This window comes from Kitasatospora sp. NPDC043950, from assembly GCF_056435345.1.
Genome location: NZ_JBWKER010000006.1, coordinates 53,663 through 71,733 on the forward strand (window position 1 = coordinate 53,663; position 18,071 = coordinate 71,733).

The 18,071-nt window shown below is 72.1% G+C and carries 19 protein-coding genes; 6 read left to right on the forward strand and 13 right to left on the reverse strand.

The features are described 5' to 3' along the window. Positions 1 to 97: 97 nt before the first annotated feature. Complete coding sequence (locus tag AC07BF_RS05965; protein ID WP_363586328.1) at positions 98 to 826, forward strand: GNAT family N-acetyltransferase; 729 nt, start codon at positions 98 to 100, stop codon at positions 824 to 826. A gap of 16 nt (positions 827 to 842) precedes the next feature. On the opposite strand, the gene AC07BF_RS05970 is transcribed toward AC07BF_RS05965, so the two are convergent. Beyond that, the gene (locus AC07BF_RS05970; protein WP_363586329.1) at positions 843 to 1,670 is read right to left on the reverse strand and encodes an ADP-ribosylglycohydrolase family protein; all 828 of its coding nucleotides are present in this window, start codon (positions 1,668 to 1,670) and stop codon (positions 843 to 845) included. A 111-nt stretch (positions 1,671 to 1,781) separates the two neighbouring features. Here AC07BF_RS05970 and AC07BF_RS05975 point away from each other — a divergent pair, with 111 nt between their 5' ends. Further along, positions 1,782 to 2,777, forward strand: coding sequence for a hypothetical protein (locus AC07BF_RS05975; protein ID WP_478333024.1), 996 nt, complete (start codon positions 1,782 to 1,784; stop codon positions 2,775 to 2,777). A 30-nt stretch (positions 2,778 to 2,807) separates the two neighbouring features. On the opposite strand, the gene AC07BF_RS05980 is transcribed toward AC07BF_RS05975, so the two are convergent. The 6 genes from AC07BF_RS05980 to AC07BF_RS06005 all read right to left on the reverse strand — a co-directional run bounded on the left by AC07BF_RS05980 (position 2,808) and on the right by AC07BF_RS06005 (position 10,775). Then, on the reverse strand, positions 2,808 to 3,323 hold the full coding sequence (locus AC07BF_RS05980; RefSeq protein WP_363586331.1) for a ribonuclease: 516 nt from the start codon (positions 3,321 to 3,323) through the stop codon (positions 2,808 to 2,810). A 253-nt stretch (positions 3,324 to 3,576) separates the two neighbouring features. Further along, complete coding sequence (gene ppdK, locus AC07BF_RS05985; RefSeq protein ID WP_363586332.1) at positions 3,577 to 6,285, reverse strand: pyruvate, phosphate dikinase; 2,709 nt, start codon at positions 6,283 to 6,285, stop codon at positions 3,577 to 3,579. A gap of 563 nt (positions 6,286 to 6,848) precedes the next feature. After that, on the reverse strand, positions 6,849 to 8,018 hold the full coding sequence (gene dusB / locus AC07BF_RS05990; RefSeq protein ID WP_363586333.1) for a tRNA dihydrouridine synthase DusB: 1,170 nt from the start codon (positions 8,016 to 8,018) through the stop codon (positions 6,849 to 6,851). Between the two features lie 107 nt (positions 8,019 to 8,125). Continuing rightward, positions 8,126 to 8,914, reverse strand: a complete 789-nt coding sequence (locus AC07BF_RS05995) for a DUF4097 family beta strand repeat-containing protein (protein ID WP_363586334.1) — start codon at positions 8,912 to 8,914, stop codon at positions 8,126 to 8,128. 2 nt (positions 8,915 to 8,916) lie between these two features. Next, positions 8,917 to 9,561: a response regulator gene (locus tag AC07BF_RS06000; RefSeq protein ID WP_478333025.1), complete on the reverse strand. Its 645-nt coding sequence runs from the start codon at positions 9,559 to 9,561 to the stop codon at positions 8,917 to 8,919. After that, positions 9,549 to 10,775 carry a sensor histidine kinase gene (locus AC07BF_RS06005; RefSeq protein ID WP_363620324.1) on the reverse strand — a complete coding sequence of 409 codons (1,227 nt, stop codon included), beginning with the start codon at positions 10,773 to 10,775 and terminating at the stop codon, positions 9,549 to 9,551. The genes AC07BF_RS06000 and AC07BF_RS06005 overlap by 13 nt, the downstream gene beginning before the upstream one ends. Positions 10,776 to 10,910: 135 nt before the next feature. On the opposite strand from AC07BF_RS06005, the gene AC07BF_RS06010 reads away from it, so the two are divergent. Further along, entirely contained in the window at positions 10,911 to 11,555 is a 645-nt protein-coding gene (locus AC07BF_RS06010) for a hypothetical protein (RefSeq protein ID WP_478316456.1), read from the forward strand. Further along, complete coding sequence (locus AC07BF_RS06015; protein WP_478333026.1) at positions 11,552 to 11,938, forward strand: hypothetical protein; 387 nt, start codon at positions 11,552 to 11,554, stop codon at positions 11,936 to 11,938. Before AC07BF_RS06010 ends, AC07BF_RS06015 begins: the two co-directional genes overlap by 4 nt. 16 nt (positions 11,939 to 11,954) lie before the next feature. Here AC07BF_RS06015 and AC07BF_RS06020 read toward each other — a convergent pair whose 3' ends face one another. Beyond that, positions 11,955 to 12,866, reverse strand: coding sequence for a helix-turn-helix transcriptional regulator (locus AC07BF_RS06020; protein WP_478333027.1), 912 nt, complete (start codon positions 12,864 to 12,866; stop codon positions 11,955 to 11,957). Between the two features lie 102 nt (positions 12,867 to 12,968). Between AC07BF_RS06020 and AC07BF_RS06025 the strand changes: the two genes are divergently transcribed. Further along, positions 12,969 to 14,438, forward strand: coding sequence for an MFS transporter (locus AC07BF_RS06025; protein ID WP_478333028.1), 1,470 nt, complete (start codon positions 12,969 to 12,971; stop codon positions 14,436 to 14,438). 221 nt (positions 14,439 to 14,659) lie between these two features. On the opposite strand, the gene AC07BF_RS06030 is transcribed toward AC07BF_RS06025, so the two are convergent. Then, positions 14,660 to 15,250, reverse strand: a complete 591-nt coding sequence (locus AC07BF_RS06030; protein ID WP_363586340.1) for an alpha/beta hydrolase — start codon at positions 15,248 to 15,250, stop codon at positions 14,660 to 14,662. 38 nt (positions 15,251 to 15,288) lie between these two features. Beyond that, positions 15,289 to 16,218 (reverse strand): phosphatidylinositol-specific phospholipase C, encoded by a 930-nt coding sequence (locus AC07BF_RS06035; protein WP_363586341.1) that lies wholly within the window; start codon positions 16,216 to 16,218, stop codon positions 15,289 to 15,291. 206 nt (positions 16,219 to 16,424) lie between these two features. On the opposite strand from AC07BF_RS06035, the gene AC07BF_RS06040 reads away from it, so the two are divergent. Continuing rightward, positions 16,425 to 16,658: a hypothetical protein gene (locus tag AC07BF_RS06040; RefSeq protein WP_363629230.1), complete on the forward strand. Its 234-nt coding sequence runs from the start codon at positions 16,425 to 16,427 to the stop codon at positions 16,656 to 16,658. A 3-nt stretch (positions 16,659 to 16,661) separates the two neighbouring features. Here AC07BF_RS06040 and AC07BF_RS06045 read toward each other — a convergent pair whose 3' ends face one another. The 3 genes from AC07BF_RS06045 to AC07BF_RS06055 all read right to left on the reverse strand — a co-directional run bounded on the left by AC07BF_RS06045 (position 16,662) and on the right by AC07BF_RS06055 (position 18,016). Next, positions 16,662 to 17,129, reverse strand: coding sequence for an NUDIX hydrolase (locus tag AC07BF_RS06045; protein WP_363620312.1), 468 nt, complete (start codon positions 17,127 to 17,129; stop codon positions 16,662 to 16,664). Next, positions 17,116 to 17,385 (reverse strand): hypothetical protein, encoded by a 270-nt coding sequence (locus AC07BF_RS06050; protein WP_478333029.1) that lies wholly within the window; start codon positions 17,383 to 17,385, stop codon positions 17,116 to 17,118. Before AC07BF_RS06050 ends, AC07BF_RS06045 begins: the two co-directional genes overlap by 14 nt. Positions 17,386 to 17,458: 73 nt before the next feature. Beyond that, positions 17,459 to 18,016, reverse strand: coding sequence for a helix-turn-helix domain-containing protein (locus tag AC07BF_RS06055; protein WP_478333030.1), 558 nt, complete (start codon positions 18,014 to 18,016; stop codon positions 17,459 to 17,461). Positions 18,017 to 18,071 lie beyond the last annotated feature (55 nt).

Genomic DNA, 18,071 nt, shown 5'->3' on the forward strand with positions numbered 1-18,071 from the left:
GGCGGGCGTTCTCCGGGGCCGGGGCGACTGTCCCTGCCTCCCGAGCCGTACCCCGGCACGGTAGGCACCCTCCGACCGATGAAGGACCGAAGGTTCCGTGCCCGTACCTGTCATCCTCACCGGCCGCACCGTGCGGCTGGAGCCCCTCGCCGCGCACCATGCCTCGGCCATCGCCGAGGCCGGCGCCGAGGACCGTACGACCTACGCCTTCACGCCCGTCCCGCACGGCCTCGAAGCGGCCCGCGACTACATCGCGCGCGCCCTCGCCGACCAGGCCGCGGGCCGGTCGCTGCCGTTCGCGACGGTGAACGTGGCGGACGGCCGGGTCGTCGGCTCCACCCGATTCCTGGAACTCGACTACTGGCGGGGGCCGATGGTCTGGCCACCGGTGCCCGGGGTGCCGTTCGGCGACCCGGCCACGGCCGTCCCGGACGCCGCCGAGATCGGCAACACCTGGCTCTCGCCGCGCGCCCAGGGCACCGGCATCAACACCGAGGCCAAGCTGCTGATGCTGCGCCACGCCTTCGAGACCTGGGGGGTGCAGCGGATCTCGCTGCGCGCCGACGCCCGCAACCAGCGCTCGCGCACCGCCATCGAGCGGCTCGGCGCCACCTCCGAAGGCGTCCGCCGGGCCCACTCGCGCGGGCTCGACGGGGTGGTGCGCTCGACCGCGTTCTACTCGATCCTCGACGACGAGTGGCCCGCGGTGCGGGACATCATCGAGCTGCGGATCGCCGCCGCCACCTCGCCCAGCGCCCCGGATCCGGCGATCAACCAGGAGTGCCTTAGACACGGCGGCGGTCCCGGGCACCTGATCACGGCCTGAAACGGTCCGAAGGGGGCTACGGCCGCCACCCGTAGCCCCTGGCGGCCAGGCCGAGGACCCGTGCGAGGAGCTCCGGATCGGCAGCTCCCCGGAAGCGGTCGGGGTGCGCCTCGGCCAGCGCCGACCCGGGCCGCCAGCCGCCGCGCACCGGGGTGACCCGGACGCTCCAGATCTCGAAGCCGGTCCAGCTGCGGTGCAGGCGCAGCACGCCCTCGGCGGTGTGGGACACCCACTTGTCCTCCATCTCCCGGGGGCGCAGCCCGGCCCGGATCCGCTGCCACTCCTCGTCCGTCCAGACCACGTCCGGCACCGGGCAGGCGCGGGGCAGCAGCATGGGCTTCAGGCGGCCCTCCCTCTCCGGGGCGGGCCGGACGCCGCCCGGCTCGGGGAACGCCCAGCCGGGCAGCGGTTCGCGGGCGGCCAGCCAGGCGGCCGGGTCCTCGGCGTACGCCGCCCCCAGCGGGGCGACCCGCATCGCGGCGCCGTTGCCGTACGAGCCCTGGCCGTCGAAGAGTTCGGCCGCCAGGGCCTTCGCGTCACCGCCCTCCCGGACCAGCCGCAGCATCCGGTTGGCGGCCGGACCGTACCCGCGGTCGAAGTCGTGGCGCCGGGCGAAGGCGTGGGTGAGGTCGAAGGTGTCGATCGTGCCGCGTTCGGTGTGCGCGGCGTACACCGAGCACGCCATCTCGGTGTCGTCGGTCCACGGCCAGGGGCCGGGCGGGTCGGTGCGGGCGGCGAAATGGGCGGCGGCGGTGGCCGGGACGAAGAGCTGTGCACCGTAGGCATCGCCTACCGAAAGGCCGTTGAGCGCGTCGAGCGCGGGGCCGGTGGGTGGAGTCGTCATATGGCCCTCAGCTCAGTGGTTCGACCGGCGCTCCGTCAACCTCATTCTCGTAGGCTCCCCCGACGAGCGATGTTTCGCATACATCCGATCATGGTGGGCAGCACCCGGGGCATGACCCGCGTGAACCCGCTCGACCCCGTCGTGCTGCTCGGCGCCGACCAGCAGCACATCGTCACCCGGGCGCAACTGCGCCGGCTCGGCGTGCCGTCCGGCACCATCGCCCACCGGCTGCGCCCCGACGGGCCCTGGCAACAGGTGCTGCCCCGGGTGATCTGCCTGCAGTCCGGCCGATTGACGGCGCATCAACGGCTGCGCGCCGCGCTGGCGTACGCGAGCCCCAAGGGGCGGGCGCCGCAGGCCGGGGAGGTGCTGCTGACCGGGGACGCGGTGCTGGCCGACGCGGGGCTGCCGAGCGCCGGACACCCGGCCGACCTGGCCCGGATCGACGTCCTGATTCCCGCCCAACGCCGTGTCCGTGACCGCGAGTTCGTCCGGATCCACCGGTCGGCCGGGCCGCTGCCGGGCGGCTTCGAGCGGGACGACGGGCTGTGGAGCGCCACCGTCGCCCGGGCGCTGGCCGACCTCGCGCCGGGCGAGACCGGGCAGCGCCGGTTCCGGGCGCTGTGCGCGGAGGCCGTCCAGCGGCGGCACTGCGAACTCGGCGAGCTGCTGGACCACTTGCTGGCCCGGCCGGGCGCGCTCGGACTGCCGCAGGTGGCCCGGGTGGTGGAGGACCTCACCGCCGGAGTGCGATCGGTGGTGGAGGGCGAGGCCCGCGAACTCCTCGCGCACGCGGGCCTGCCCGAGCCGCTGTGGAACCCGGTGCTCTTCCTGGACGGCCGCTTCCTCGCCGTCCCGGACGCCTACTGGCCGCACGCCTGCGTGGCGTTGGAGATCGACTCCCGCGCCTGGCACCTGCGCCCCGCCGACCACGAACGCGGCCTGGACCGCGCCAACCGCCTGACCGCCGTCGGGCTCCCCGTGGTCCGCACCACCCCGGTCCAGCTCCGGCGCGACCCCGTCCCGGTGTTCCACGAGCTGACCGCCCTCCTCACCACCGGCCCGCACGGCCCCCACCGCCGGATCAGCTGGCGCCGGGCCCGGTGAGGGGTGCGGGGTTTCACGCGGCTCGGGGTGTCAGCAGCGCGGATCGATCTCCTGGAAGGTCCCGTAGTGGTCCGGCGACCAGTACTGCTCGCCGGAGCCGCCGGTGACCACGCGGCGGGTGCCGCGGTCGTTGGAGCCCGGGGTGACCACGGTGAACTCGTGGTAGTAGCCGCCGGACTTCTTCGGCAGACGGCTCTCGCGGTTCTCGAAGACGATGCCGTCGCGGTTGTACGGGTACGGGCCGTTCTTGGCGATCAGGCCGAGGGTGTCCTGGGCCTGGCTGGGGAGCTTGCTGCGGCAGACGTCGGCGAGCGCCGGGTCGGCGGGCACCCAGGTGCCGCTCGGGGCAGGGGTGCCGCCGGCGGGCGGGGACGGCTTGGGGGCCGAGGACTTGGGGGCCGAGGCGCCCGCCGAGGTGGCGGTGGAGCTCGCGGCGGCCTTGGGGTGGCTGCTGCCGCCCTTGCCGGCGAGCAGGTACCCGATGCCGGCGACGAGGGCCAGGATCAGGACGGCCACGACGACGAGCGGGCTTTTACGTCTGGTCATGCGCCCCAGCTTGGCAGGCCCGCGGGCACCGCCCGGCCAGCTACACACGTGGCCGCCGCCACATCCGGCCGGCCGGGGACGGGCGGCCGGGCACAGACGGACGGCCGGGCGGGGACGGACGCCATTGTCCGTTCCCGCCCGGCCGTTGTTACGTACGCCGGTTCTCCTGCGCCGAGCTCCGGTGTACGCCCTCCCGACGGGGAGGGAAGCGGTCAGTCCGGCCCGCAGCCGAGGAGGGGATGCCTACCCTCTCTCAGCGCGGGTCGCTGCCCGCCGTCTCGATGGCGGCGCGGCCTGCCTCCAGGCGCGCCACCGGGATCCGGAAGGGGGAGCAGGAGACGTAGTCCAGCCCCACCTCGTGGAAGAAGTGGACCGAGTCCGGGTCGCCGCCGTGCTCGCCGCAGACGCCGAGCTTGAGGTCGGGGCGGGTGGCCCGGCCGGCCTCGACGGCGTGCTTGACGAGCGCGCCGACGCCGTCGCGGTCGATGGTCTCGAACGGGGAGACCCCGAAGATGCCCTTCTCCAGGTACGCGGTGAAGAACGAGGCCTCCACGTCGTCCCGGGAGAAGCCCCACACGGTCTGGGTGAGGTCGTTGGTGCCGAAGGAGAAGAACTCGGCGGCCTCGGCGATCTGACCGGCGGTGACCGCGGCGCGCGGCAGCTCGATCATGGTGCCGAGCTTGATGTCCAGCTGCACGCCGGTGGACTGGGCGACCTCGGCGAGCACGCGCTCGCACTCGTCGCGGACCAGCTCCAGCTCCTGGACGGTGCCGACCAGCGGGATCATCACCTCGGGGCGCGGGTCCCCGCCGGCCAGCCGGCGCTCGGCGGCGGCCTCGGCGATGGCGCGGACCTGCATGCCGAACAGGCCGGGGATGACCAGGCCGAGGCGGACGCCGCGCAGGCCCAGCATCGGGTTCTGCTCGTGCAGCTTGTGCACCGCCTGGAGCAGGCGCAGATCGTTCTCGTTCGGGTCCTTGCGGGCCTCGGCGAGGGCGACGCGCACCGACAGTTCGGTGATGTCCGGCAGGAACTCGTGCAGCGGCGGGTCGAGCAGCCGGACGGTGACGGGCAGGCCGTCCATGGCCTGGAAGAGCTCCAGGAAGTCGCCCTTCTGCAGCGGCAGCAGGGTGGAGAGGGCGAGCTCGCGGTCCTTGTCGTTGTCCGCCAGGATCAGGTGCTCGACCTCCTTGCGGCGCTCCTCGCCGAGGAACATGTGCTCGGTGCGGCACAGGCCGATGCCCTGGGCGCCGTAGCGGCGGGCGCGCCCGCCGTCCTCGGCGTTGTCGGCGTTGGCGCGCACGGCGAGCCGGCGGCGGACGTCGGCGTGCGCCATCAGCCGGTGGACGGCCTGGACGAGGCCGCCCTGGACGTCGGCGCCGGCGTGCAGGGTGCCCTCGAAGTACTCGACGACGGGGGACGGCAGGACGGGGACCTCGCCGAGGTAGACCTTGCCGGTGGCGCCGTCGATGGAGACGACGTCGCCCTCCTCCAGCACCAGGCCGCCGGCGGTGGTCATCCGGCGGCGCTTGGTGTCGACCTCCAGCTCCTCGGCGCCGCAGACGCAGGTCTTGCCCATGCCGCGGGCGACGACGGCGGCGTGCGAGGTCTTGCCGCCGCGCGAGGTGAGGATGCCCTCGGCGGCGATCATGCCGTCCAGGTCGTCCGGGTTGGTCTCGCGGCGGACCAGGATGACCTTCTCGCCGGAACGGGACCACTTGACGGCGGTGTAGGAGTCGAACACGATCTTGCCGATGGCGGCGCCGGGCGAGGCGGCGAGGCCCCAGGCGATCTGCTGGGACTCGGCGTTCGGGGCGAAGCGCGGGAACATCAGCTGCGAGAGCTGGCCGCCGGTGACCCGCATGAGGGCCTCGTCCAGGTCGATCAGGCCCTGGTCGACCAGCTGGACGGCGATCCGGAAGGCCGCGGCGGCGGTGCGCTTGCCGACGCGGGTCTGCAGCATCCAGAGCTTGCCGCGCTCGATGGTGAACTCGATGTCGCAGAGGTCGCGGTAGTGGTTCTCGAGCGTCTGCATGATCGTCATCAGCTCGTCGTACGACTTCTTGTCGAGCTTCTCCAGCTCGGCCAGCGGCAGGGTGTTGCGGATGCCGGCGACGACGTCCTCGCCCTGGGCGTTGGACAGGTAGTCGCCGTAGACGCCCTGGGCACCGGTGGAGGGGTCGCGGGTGAAGGCGACACCGGTGCCGGAGTCCTCGCCAAGGTTGCCGAAGACCATGCTGCAGACGTTGACCGCGGTGCCGAGGTCGTTCGGGATGCGCTCCTGCCGGCGGTACAGGCGGGCGCGGTCGCCGTTCCAGGAGTGGAAGACGGCGTGGATGGCGAGGTCCATCTGCGCGCGCGGGTCCTGCGGGAAGGCCCGGCCGGTCTCGCGCTCGACGATGCCCTTGAACACCTCGACGAGCGCCCGGAGGTCGGAAGCGTCCAGGTCCAGGTCGTTGGCGGTGCCCTTGGCGTGCTTGGCCTCGTCCAGGGCCTCCTCGAACAGCTCGCCGTCGACGCCCAGCACGGTCTTGCCGAACATCTGGACCAGGCGGCGGTAGGAGTCCCAGGCGAAGCGCTCGTTGCCGGACTGGGCGACGAGACCGACCACCGAGGCGTCCGAGAGGCCGATGTTCAGGACGGTGTCCATCATGCCGGGCATGGAGAACTTCGCGCCCGAGCGCACCGACACCAGCAGCGGGTTGTCGGGCTGGCCGAGCTTCTTGCCCATCTCCTGCTCGAGCGCGTCCAGGTGGGCGCTGATCTCCTGGTGCAGCGAGGCCGGCTCGCTGCCGGTCTCCAGGAAGACCTTGCAGGCCTCGGTGGTGATGGTGAACCCCGGAGGGACGGGGAGGCCAAGGTTGGTCATCTCGGCCAGGTTCGCGCCCTTGCCGCCGAGAAGGTCCTTGAGGTCCTTGTTTCCTTCAGTGAAGGAGTAAACAAACTTCTGCTGGGACGGCACGGGTCGGTCTCCTCGTACGCGGTTGCCCTGACGCCGGAGAACATACCCATTTCGAAGGTTCTTCTCTGCCCCGAATGGGCCGTACGAGGCCGGTACCCGGGGGTAACCCGATAGATCGAATGCACATAAAGGCGTTCACCTCTGTTGGTGAAATCGTCCGGATGACGCTAGCCAACCTTCAAGTCTTGAACGAATAGAACACGAAGATCGCATGATTCGGACGCTGGGTAGCGGTCGCGGGTCGCCCGCGTTGCCCCGGCTTGATTTCCTGCACTCGGATCGGCCGATCACCGGCCCACCGGCTTCGGGAAGCGATTCACAGTCGTCCTGTCCATTTCGTCCACTGACCCGCCGCCAGGCGCCACCGCATGTGGCAAGCGTCACCAGCGCATCTCACCGGTCGAACGTAGTCCACCTCCGCCGATCGTCGCACTCCGTCCAGAAACGTGCCCGTTCCGTGACATCGGATCGCCGAAAAGGAGCCCTCCTGTCCAGGTTGGACAAGAGGGCTGGGACCGAGTGGCGATGGGCCCCAGGGGGCCGATTTCGCCATTATGGACAGGTCATCCGCCAGAGGTGTCCGATTCGGCATCCGCCCCCGGTCGGGCGCAGTCGTACGGATCGTCCAACCAGCCCTCGGGCAGCACCACCCGGTTGTTGCCGGCGGTACGCCCGCGCGGCCCGTCCGCACCCGCCGGCCAGGCCTGGGACTGCTCCACCAGGGCGAGGGTTCCGGCCAGCTCGACCAGGGAGGAGGAGTTGGCGAGCTTCACCCGCAGCTCCGAGCCGACCGAGAAACCCTTGGTGTACCAGGCGACGTGCTTGCGGAAGTCGATCACGCCGCGCGCCTCGTCGCCGATCCACTCGCCGAGCAACTGCGCGTGCCGCACCATGGCCCGCGCCACGTAGCCGAAGTCCGGACGGGCGTAGTCGACCTCGCCCTCGAAGATCGAGACCAGGTCCCTGAACAGCCACGGCCGGCCCAGGCAGCCGCGGCCCACCACGACGCCGTCGCAGCCGGTCTCCCGCATCATCCGCAGCGCGTCGTCCGCCGACCAGATGTCCCCGTTGCCCAGCACCGGGACGTGCGCCGGAACGGACTCGCGCAGCCGGGCGATCGCCGACCAGTCGGCCGTCCCGCCGTAGTGCTGGGCGGCGGTGCGCCCGTGCAGGGCGATCGCGGCCACGCCCTCCTCGGCGCCGATCCGGCCGGCGTCCAGGTAGGTGAGGTGGTCGTCGTCGATGCCCTTGCGCATCTTCATGGTGACCGGCAGGTCGCCCGCGTTGGCCACGGCCTCGCGCAGGATCTCGCGCAGCAGGTTGCGCTTGTACGGCAGCGCCGAGCCGCCGCCCTTGCGGGTCACCTTGGGGACGGGGCAGCCGAAGTTGAGGTCGATGTGGTCGGCCAGGCCCTCGTCCGCGATCATCCGGGCGGCCTTGCCGACCGTCACCGGGTCCACGCCGTACAGCTGGATCGAGCGCGGCTTCTCGCTGGCGTCGAACTTGATCAGCTGCATGGTCTTGGCGTTGCGCTCGACCAGGGCCCGGGTGGTGATCATCTCGGAGACGTACAGGCCCTTGCCGCCGCTCTGCTCGCGGCAGAGCGTGCGGAACGGCGCGTTGGTGATGCCGGCCATCGGCGCCAGCACGACGGGCGGCCACACCCGGATCGGGCCGATGTCCAGCGGCGCGAACTCGGCGTCGGGCGCGGTGGGTGCGGGCGTGGCAGTCATGCGCGGCTGACCTCGGGGCAGGGGAACGGGACTCTCCATTGTCCCCCACTCGGGTCAGCCCCTGTTTCCGGGCCGCTCCGGGCCTCCCCGGGGCCCTCCGGGCCTCTCTAGGCCGGGTCGATCGTGATCGAGCCCGAGGTGACCGAGCCGTGGATCCGGTTCGGACTGGCCGGGTCCGCCAGGCTCGGGTCGATGTGGCGGCTGCCGCTGCCGACCTCGCCGCTGAAGGCGTAGTGGGAGTCCTGCGGCAGGGCCAGCTTCACCGAGCCCGACCCGCTCCTGGTGTCCACCGACCGCGGCGCCCTGGAGAAGGCCAGGTCGACCGCCCCCGAGGTGGTCTCCGCGTACACCTGCTCCGAGCGCAGGCCGGTGCCCTGCACCATCCCGGAGGTGGCGTGCGCGTACACCTGCCCGGACGTGCCGGTCAGTTTCAGCTCGCCCGAGGTGAGGTCCATCCGGACGCCGCCGCTCAGGCCGTCCACCTCGACGCTGCCCGAGCTCACCTGCCCCGACACGTCGGTACCGGCCGGCACCTCCAGCTCGATCTGGGCACCGCAGCCGAAGTCGGCGAACGGCAGGAACTTCCGGCACTCCATGCCGACCGTGAGCACGTCGCCGTCGAAGGTGGTCGACACCGACGGCTTGCGCACCATCCAGTCCAGGTTCTGCCGGACCACCACCCGGCCGTCGCGGCCCGCCCTGATCCGCACCGAGGCGCTGCCGGTGTCCAGCCGGAGCTTGTGGATGACGACGTTGTACGGCTGCGTCGAGGTCGTCTGCTGCTGCACCACCATCGCCCAGGTCTGCATCCCGGCCCCGATCATGACGACCGCGATCGCGAGCGTGCCGGTGGTCCGCCAGGCCTTCCGCCCCCACGCCTTCGTCGGTCCGCCCACGGCTACCCGACCTCCAGGAACCGCAGCACCGCCAGCACCCGGCGGTGGCTGTCGTCGGCCGGCGGCAGGTCGAGCTTGGTGAAGATCGAGTTGATGTGCTTGGCCACCGCGCTGTCGCTGACCACCAGGGCGGCCGCGATCGCGGCGTTGGAGCGGCCCTCCGCCATCAGGCCGAGCACGTCCCGCTCGCGCGGGGTCAACTTCTCCAGCGGGTCCCGGTAGCGGCGCACCAGCAGCTGGGCCACCACCTCCGGGTCCAGCGCGGTGCCGCCCGCGGCGACCCGCTGCAGCGCCTCCACGAAGTCGTCCACGTTGGCCACCCGCTGCTTGAGCAGGTAGCCGACGCCGCTGGTGTTGGTGGCCAGCAGGTCGGCGGCGTAGCGCTCCTCCACGAACTGGGAGAGCAGCAGCACGGCGACCTCCGGCCACTGCCGGCGGATCACCATGGCGGCCTTCACGCCCTCGTCGTGGAAGCCCGGAGGCATCCGGACGTCCGCCACCACCACCTTCGGGCGGTGCTCCTCGACGGCCGCCAGCAACTCGGTGGCGTCCCCGACGGCGGCGGCGACCTCGAAGCCCACCGCCTCCAGGACCTTGACCAGGCCGACCCTCAGCAGGACCGAGTCCTCGGCGATCACAGCGCGCACGGCAACTCCACGGTGATGGTGGTGGGGCCCCCGAGGGGGCTGAGAACGGACAGTGTGCCGTCGACCGAGGCGGCGCGCTTGCGCAGGCCGGTCAGCCCGGTGCCGCGCGAGGCGTCCGCGCCGCCCACGCCGTCGTCGCTGATGACCAGGCGCAGCCGGCCGCCGACCGTCCGCACCGAGAGGTCGACCCGCTGGGCGCGGGCGTGCTTGGCCACGTTGGTCAGGGCCTCGGAGACGGTGAAGTAGGCGACCGCCTCGACGGTCGGGGCGACCGGCTCGGCGAGGTGGACGTCCAGGCGCACCGGCAGCGGGGCGCGGGCCGCGATGCCGGACAGCGCCGCGTCCAGGCCGCGGTCCTCCAGGACCGCCGGGTGCAGGCCGCGGACCAGGTCGCGCAGCTCGTCGATGGCCGCCTGCGCCTCCTCGTGCGCGTCCACGATCACCTGCATGACCTCGGGCGGGACGTCCTTGAGGGTGCGCCGGGCCAGGCCCAGGTTCATCGCGAGGGAGGTCAGGCGCTGCTGGGCACCGTCGTGCAGGTCCCGCTCGATCCGGCGGCGCTCGGCGTCCACCACGTCGACCAGCCCGGCCCGGCTCTCGGCGATCTCCTCGACCCGCCGCTCCAGCGCCTCCGCGCGGTTGGGGCCGAGCAGCAGCTGGGCCGTGCGCACCTCCAGCCAGGCCGCCAGCGCCGCCAGCCAGGGCATCACGGCCAGCAGCAGCACCCCGGCGACCGTGATCACCACGTCCAGCCCGGCCAGCTCCGAGCGCAGCGGGCTGCCGACGGGCATCAGCCAGACCCAGCCGTACACGCTGGCCATCACCACGCCGGCGCCCCAGGCGTACAGCACCACCAGCGCGCCCGCCGCCAGCAGCGGGCCGGCCAGCAGGTGGTGGACGCTCTGGCGCCAGGTCAGCCCCAGCAGCAGCCGGCCCGGCAGCCAGGCCCACGGCTCGCCCGGGCGCGGCGGCGACACCTCCACCCCGCGCAGGGCGCGCAGCCGGCCGCGCTGGGCGGCGGTGAGCGGGCGCGTGCAGATGAGGACCAGGGCCGTCATCGGGAAGAGCAGCTTGGACTCGGTGACGGCCAGCCAGACCGGCAGGGCCATCGGGAGGCCGGCGGCTATGAAGCGGGTGTCCCGCCAGGCCTCGGGCGACCACGGGGGGCGCCGAAGGCTCCTGACGAGCGCTCGGCGCAACGTGGTGGAGGGCATGACCGACAGCGTAGGGCGCGATGATCAACGGCCACCATGAAGGGGGGCTCACGGTCGGGGTGTATCTAGGTACACCCCGGATTCGGAGCACGGCACCACCGACAGCGGCCCATGATCGACGGGAAGCTGGACGGCATGACGAGCACCGCATCGCACTCCGCCACCCCGCCGCACCGGCGGCCCGTCCCCGGGAGCCACGGGGGTGTTCCCGGGGACGCGCTCCGCCGGACGGCGGGGCCGGAGGGGACGCTGCCGGTCGGGGCCGGGCCCTGGTCGGTCCGCAGCCTGGTCGGCCGCCGCGGCCGGGCCGCGCTGGAGGTGTACCAGGACGGCGAGTTGGCCGATGTCCTGGTCGCCGCCCGGCTCACCCCGCAGCTGCTGCGCGGTGCTCGGCGCAGCCCGGCCGGCGGGCGGGCGCACCACGTGCTCGCCTGGGGCCGGCTGGCGGCCGACGGCGGTGCGCCCGCGGTGGCGTTCACCGCCGGGCGGCTGGCCGGGCCGCTCCGGTCCGTGCGGTCGCTCGGGTCCGTGCGGTCATTCCGGTCCGTACGGTCGTTCCGGTCCGTACGGTCGCTCTGGTCGGCCGGGCCGTTCCGGTTCGAGCGACCGGCCGTCGGCGCCGAGGTGGTCACGGTCGCCGGGCGGTTCTGGCTCGCCTGGGCCGAGGGCCCGTACACCGGGGTGCTGGTCCGGCACCCCGGCGGGGACACCACCGAGCGGCAGCCGCTGGAGCGGGTGCGGCGCCGGGGCGAGGCCGCGGTCGTCGGAGGGGCCGCATGAGCACCGCCGTCCTCGCCGGCCGCCCGGCCGCCGCCCTCGTCCTGCCCGCCCGCTTCGAGCGGGTGCCGGTCGTGGCCGCCGTCGCGCTGCTGCCCTGGCTCGCGGTCCTCGCCGCCTGCCACGAGACCCCGTGGGTGGTGCTCGACCTGCTGGAGGTCTCCGCGCTGCTCTCGCTCGACGCCCTGCTGCGCCGGCGCAGCGCCGCCGCCGGCTGGGCCGGCGGAGCGGTGGCCCTACTGCTCGCGGGGGACGCGCTGGCCGACATCGCCTGCGCCGGCCCGGGCCACGCGGTGCTCGCCGCCCTGGTGATGGCGATCGGCGTCGAACTGCCGCTCGCGGTGGTGTGCGTGCTGCTCGGGCGTGCCGTCCTCACCCCCCGCTAGAAGCCGTCGGGCAGGGCTAGAAGCTGCTGGGCAACCGGTTCATCAGCGCGCGGGTCTCCTCGTCCAGCGGGGTGTACGTGATCATCCGCGTCCCGAGTCGGGGGCCGAGCCAGAAGCTGGTGTACTCGCAGCGCAGCAGCCCGACGCCCGGCACCTGGAACCGCTTGATCCCGTTGCTCGGCCCCATCACCTCGTGCCGCTGCCAGACCTCCGCGAAGTCCGGCGAGGTCTTGAGCAGCCGGGCCAGCAGTGCCTTCCAGACGGGCTCCGCGCTGTGGTCGGCCATCGCGGCACGGAACCGGGCCACCATGCCGAGGCGTTCGGTCCGGTAGTCGATCAGCACCTCGCGGAACCGCGAGGGGGTGAACGCCATCCACATCAAGTTGCGGTCCTCGGGCGGAAGTTCGTTGAGATCGCCGACGATCGCGGTGTACTGGGCGTTGTACGCGAGCACGTCGTAGCGGGGGTTGACGGCCACGGCCGGGTACGGCGCCATCTGCTCCAGCACCAGCCGCACGCTCTGGGTGACCGAGGGGCACTCCTTCACCGGCGCCGGATCCTCCGCGCCGGCCAGGGTGAACAGGTGCGCGCGCTCGCTCGGGTCCAGCAGCAGGGCGCGGGAGACCGCGTCCAGCACCTGGGTGGACACCTGGATGTCCCGCCCCTGCTCCAACCACGTGTACCAGGTCACCCCGACGGCGGCGAGCTGCGCGACCTCCTCGCGGCGCAGCCCCGGCGTGCGGCGGCGGCCGGTCGGGGGCAGGCCCACCTGGTCGGGCGCGATCCGCTCGCGGCGGCTGCGCAGGAAGGCCGCCAGGTCGTGCCGGCGGGCGTCGTCGGGGGTGGTCCGGGCTTGCGTCGCCGTGGTGGTCCGGGCTTGCGCGACCGAGGCGGACCGGGCTTGCGCGGCCGGGGTGGTGAGGCTCATGGTTCCTAGCATGCGCCAGCCCGGAGCCTGTTGCCAGGTACTTCTTATACCTGGATAACCACACTCTGGTACCAGGGTACGGCCAGGCGGATCGTAGGACCCGTGACCCAACAACTCGCCGTCGCCCCCGACCCGGTCCGCACCGCCACCACCCCCGGCGCCGCGACCGCGACCGCCGCCCGCAGCGCTGCCCCCTCCCTCGGCACCGCCGGGCTGGTCACCGTCCTGCTCGGGGCCTTCCTGCCGATGCTCGACTTCTTCATCGTCAACGTCGCGCTGCCCACCATCGACCACGACCTGGCCGCCGGGCCCGCCGTCCTCGAACTCGTCGCCGCCGGCTACGGCATCGCCTTCGCCGTCCTGCTCGTCCTCGGCGGGCGCCTCGGCGACATCTTCGGCCGCCGCCGGCTCTTCGTCGTCGGCGCCGCCACCTTCGCCGTCACCTCGCTCGCCTGCGGCCTCGCCCCCGGCGCCTGGACGCTGGTCGCCGCCCGCGCCGCCCAGGGTGCCTCCGCCGCGCTGCTGATCCCGCAGGTCCTCGGCACCATCACCGCCGCCACCGACGGCGCCCGGCGCGGCCGCGCCCTCAGCATCTACGGCGCCGTCGGCGGCATCTCCGTGGTGATCGGGCAGGTGCTCGGCGGCATGCTCGTCGCCGCCGACCTGTTCGGCACCGGCTGGCGCTCCGTCTTCCTGCTCAACGTGCCGTTCGCGCTGCTCGCCCTGGTCCTCGCCGTCCGCTACGTCCCGGAGAGCCGGGCCACCCAGGCCGCCCAGGTCGACGTGCCCGGCACCGTCCTGCTCACCGCCTCGCTGCTCGCCCTGCTCGTCCCGCTGATGGAGGGCCGCGCCGCCGGCTGGCCGCTCTGGTCCTGGGTGCTGCTCGGACTGTTCCCCGTCCTCGCCGCCGCCTTCGTCCTGGTCGAACGCCGGGCGGAGCAGCGCGGCGCCACCCCGCTGGTGCCGCCGTCCCTGCTGCGCATCCCCGAGATGCGGCGCGGCCTCGGCATCGCCCTGCCCTACTTCGCCGGCTTCGGCGGCTTCATGTTCGTCATCGCCGTCGCCCTCCAGCAGGGCCTGCACCTCGGTCCGGTCGCGGCCGGCTGGGCGCTCGTCCCGATGGCCGTCGGCTACTTCACCGCCTCGCTCTCGGGCCCCCGCCTGATCGGCCGCTACGGCAGCCGGGTACTGAGCGCGGGCGCCGTCATCCAGGCCGCCGGCCTGGCCACCCTCGCCGTCACCGTCCTCGCCGACTGGTCGCACTTCTCCCCGCTGCGGATGGCGCCCGGCGTCGCGCTCGCCGGCATCGGACAGGGCCTGATCGGCACCCCGCTGTTCCGCGTCGTCCTCGCCAAGGTGCCCGCCGCCCGGGCCGGCGTCGGCAGCGGCGTCCTGGCCACCGGCCAGCAGTCCAGCCTCGCCCTCGGCGTCGCCACCCTCGGCACCCTCTACCTGTCGCTCTCCCCCAGCCTCGGCATGGACCGCGCCCTCGCCCTCTGCCTGGGCCTCCAGCTCATCGGCTCCTTCGTCATCCTGTACCTGACCACCCGCCTCCCCCGCTCCATCGGCTGAGCCGACCGGCCCCACGGGCCACGGCGACGGCAGCGGCCCCGCGATCGACACCCGATCGCGGGGCCGTCCAGGGCGTCGCGCCAAGGTCCTGCACCGCCCGGACACCGGCGGACCCGCCCTCACCTGCGACACCCCGGCCAGCACCACCGACGCCGAAGAGCAACCCGCCGCCTGGGCCGCCCACCCCGGTTCGGCGTCCGCCGACCGGCTCCGGGCGCTCTCTAGACGTCGAGCGAGCCGACGAAGCGGTCCAGCCGCGAGACGACCTGCCGCAGCACCCCGGCCGACCCCACGGGATCATCCGCCAGCTCAAGGGAGTGATCCGCCGAGGGTACTTCCAGGACCTCGTGCCCCACCGACCCGGCGACCTGTCGATCCCACAGCTGGTCGGCGCTCCCGCCGACCAGGAGCGTCGGCGCTTCGGATCGGCGCAGCGAGCGGGCCACCTGGTCGAGGGTCAGGACGGGCGTCAGCCAGGCCGCCGCCATCCCCCGATCGGCTGCGATGCCACAGGCGAGCGAGCCCAAGGACTTGCCGACCAGGAGACCGCAGGCCCCCTCCTCCGCGGCGACGGCCCGGCCGACCTGCCGCTCGACCCATGCGATCCGGTCGTCCACGGTGAACCGGGAGAAGTCGCCCGGGACCTGCCACCACAACTCCTGCACCGTCCAGCCGTGTTGGAGGAGCACGGCGCGGGCGAAGTGGAGCAGCGGCCTGGCGGGCGAGTAACCGACTCCGGGAATGACGAGTGCGACACGGGCAGGGTCACCGTCGAAACGATTCGGGACCGCGAAGGGTGAGGGATCAGGCATGCCGGCAGGCTACCCAGCGGTCGGGTCGGCGGCCCCGGTCAACGGCCGATGAAGTTCTTGTCGATGAGCAGTTGCAGGACGTCGGTGTGGAAGTCGGGGAAGTCCATCGGGACGATGCCGAAGTGGGCGGCCTGTTGGCGGCGGGCGTTCAGGTAGTCGCGGACGGGGGGCATGATGGCGGCCGCGTTGACCTTGGGCCAGCCGCCGTTGGCGTAGCTCGTGAAGTTCACGTACATCCGCGGGGAGCCCTGGTCGAGGAAGGCATGGTCGAACCAGTCGACGACGGCCTGGGACTTGGCGGCGAGGCTGATGCCCTGGAAGGTGTCCTGGGTCGCGAACCAGGTGTTGGTGCCACTGGACCACTGGATGACCGACCACGGGTTGGCGAAGTCGGCGGCGAGGACGACGCGGCCGCGGGCCTGGCCGAGGGTGGGCCACGAGGGGTCGGTCCAGAACAGGCCCCGGTAGCCGAGGTCGTCCAGGTAGTGGTTGATCCGGCGCTGGAACTCGGTGTCGTCGAGCCGGTTCCCGCCCGCGTACTCGTTCCTGACCCGCATGACCAGGGCCTCGCGCGGGTTGGCGGCGAGGAAGGAGCGGCACTGGTCGAGGACGTCCTGGAGCCGGACGTACTGGTAGTTGTCGCTGTGGTAGATGCCGAGTTCGTCGGCCGTCCCCGCGAGTCCGTTGCAGCGGATGTCGAGGAAGCGGATGCCGCGCTGGAGTTGCTCGGGCAGGCCCCAGTTCTGGGTGTGGGACCACTCGGTGCCGTGCATCGGGTCGGTGCAGCAGGAGTCGTGGGTGCCGGGGATCGTCAGGGCGGTCAGCGGCGTGGCGTCGCCCAGGGCGCTCATCCAGGCGGACGGGCTGACGGTGGCGGCGGCGGCAGACGGGCTGAACGCGGCGGCGGCCAGGAGGGCGCCACCGGCACCGGCTCCCCAGCGCAGGACGTCACGACGGGTGGGGCTCATGAGTGCTCCTCACATCGGCTTCCGAAAGGGGGAGTTGTCATGCCCCCTTCCCGATCTGCTCGATGGGACGGGCCCCGAAACCCGTGGCGCGCGGCAGGGGAAGTCGACCTGGTCGACTTCTCGTGCGGCGGGTCAGGTGGAACTGACCCTTCCGTGGAGATGGTTCGTCATGGGACGATCCAGGACCGGGGGAAAGGTGAGACCTCATGACCTTCGTCATCGCGTTCCTGGTCTCACTCGTGACCGCCATCATCGGCACGACCGTCCTCCTGGGCCGCCGAGAGCGGGCCCGCAGCGGCCACTCGGACGACACCGAAGGGCTGCTGATCGAACACCAGCGAACCGCGCACGCCGCCCAACTGCGCGGGACCTACTCCAGCCAGGCCGTCCACCACGGCACCGGATTGATCAGCGACGACCTGCACAAGCACTACTCCTAGGCCTCAGCGCACGACGGGGGTGCGGCCGCTGCGCCAGTCGGCGAGGCGCTTGCGGATGCTCGGCACCATGGGCAGGCCGTCGGCATCGGCTGGGGAGAACCAGCCGACCTCGAACGACTCGCCGGAGACCCGGAGTTCGCCACCCAGCGGCTCACCGAGCAAGCAAATGGAGAACTCCTGCCGCACCTCGCCGTCGTCATAGGCGAAAACATGGCCAGGGTCGGTGTAGGTGCCCACAATGCCGGTGATGACGACGTCGATACCGGTCTCCTCACGGGTTTCGCGGACGCCGCAGTCCGCGAGGGACTCCCCGAGCTCCATCTTTCCGCCGGGCAAGGCCCACATGCCGTTGTCGGTACGACGCTGAAGGAGTACGCGGCCATCGCCGTCGACCACGACGACAGAGGCCGCCGGCACCAGGCTGTTTGCCTTCGGCGCATGCGGGTCGTTCTCGAAATCACGCCTGGCCATGCGCAGCCACCTCCCAGATGCTTCGACCTCGGCTCCACAACTCTTCGACATGATCCGCGAATCGGTCGAACATGCCATCCGACTGGGTGCGTCGAAGATGGAACATGGGCGAGTCGTGGCCGACCCTGCGGGCAAGGATCGGAGTCACCAGCATCTCGTCATCGAACCGGAAGACAGACAGGTTCACATGCCCGGTCTCGAACCGACCCTCGACGTTCGAGACATCTCGCAATCGCTCCAACTCGCTGATGGTCACAGCGATCCGTGTAGCCAGCGTGAGGGGAACGCCCTCCTCAAACTCACGGGCTCTCGTCACTGGACTGTCAGGATCACCGATGAGGAATCTCACACGACAGCCCCCCCTGAGCCTTCCGCCGCAACGCACCGGCAAGGTTCGCCTGCTCAAGCCACAGGAAGTAGTTGGTGTAGCCGGCGAACGTCAACTCACGCTCGGCCTTGGTAATCAGCGATCGCCAGAGCGAGGACGGCGCCGCCGAGCGGTACGGAAATACCTGGACAACCTCTCGGTCAGGGCCAGTCCTAAGGGTCGAGCGGGCAGTAGTAGGCCACAAAGCGACTTCCTCCTCACCTAGCGCCCTACAAGCCGCCCATCGATGTCGAGCATGGGGAGTACGGCCGGGATCGGCGATCCATCGGCTGACGGTCTTGGCGTCGACTCCACACGCCTCAGCCAGCTGCGCTTCCGTCATCTTGGCACTGGCCAAGGCGCGCCGAAGACCATGGTTCATATTCCATCTCCGCAGCACATCGGGGACGGGACGAACCATAGCCGCGAAGTGTCCCAAACGTCCCGCAAACACAGTAGGAACGGCCCACGCCAAGGTGGAGCATCGGATCGTGATCGAGCGATGACACAGCGCGATCATTGCCGGTCAGTCGATTGCCATATTTCCGGACAGTCTCGTCACGCAAGGAAATCCG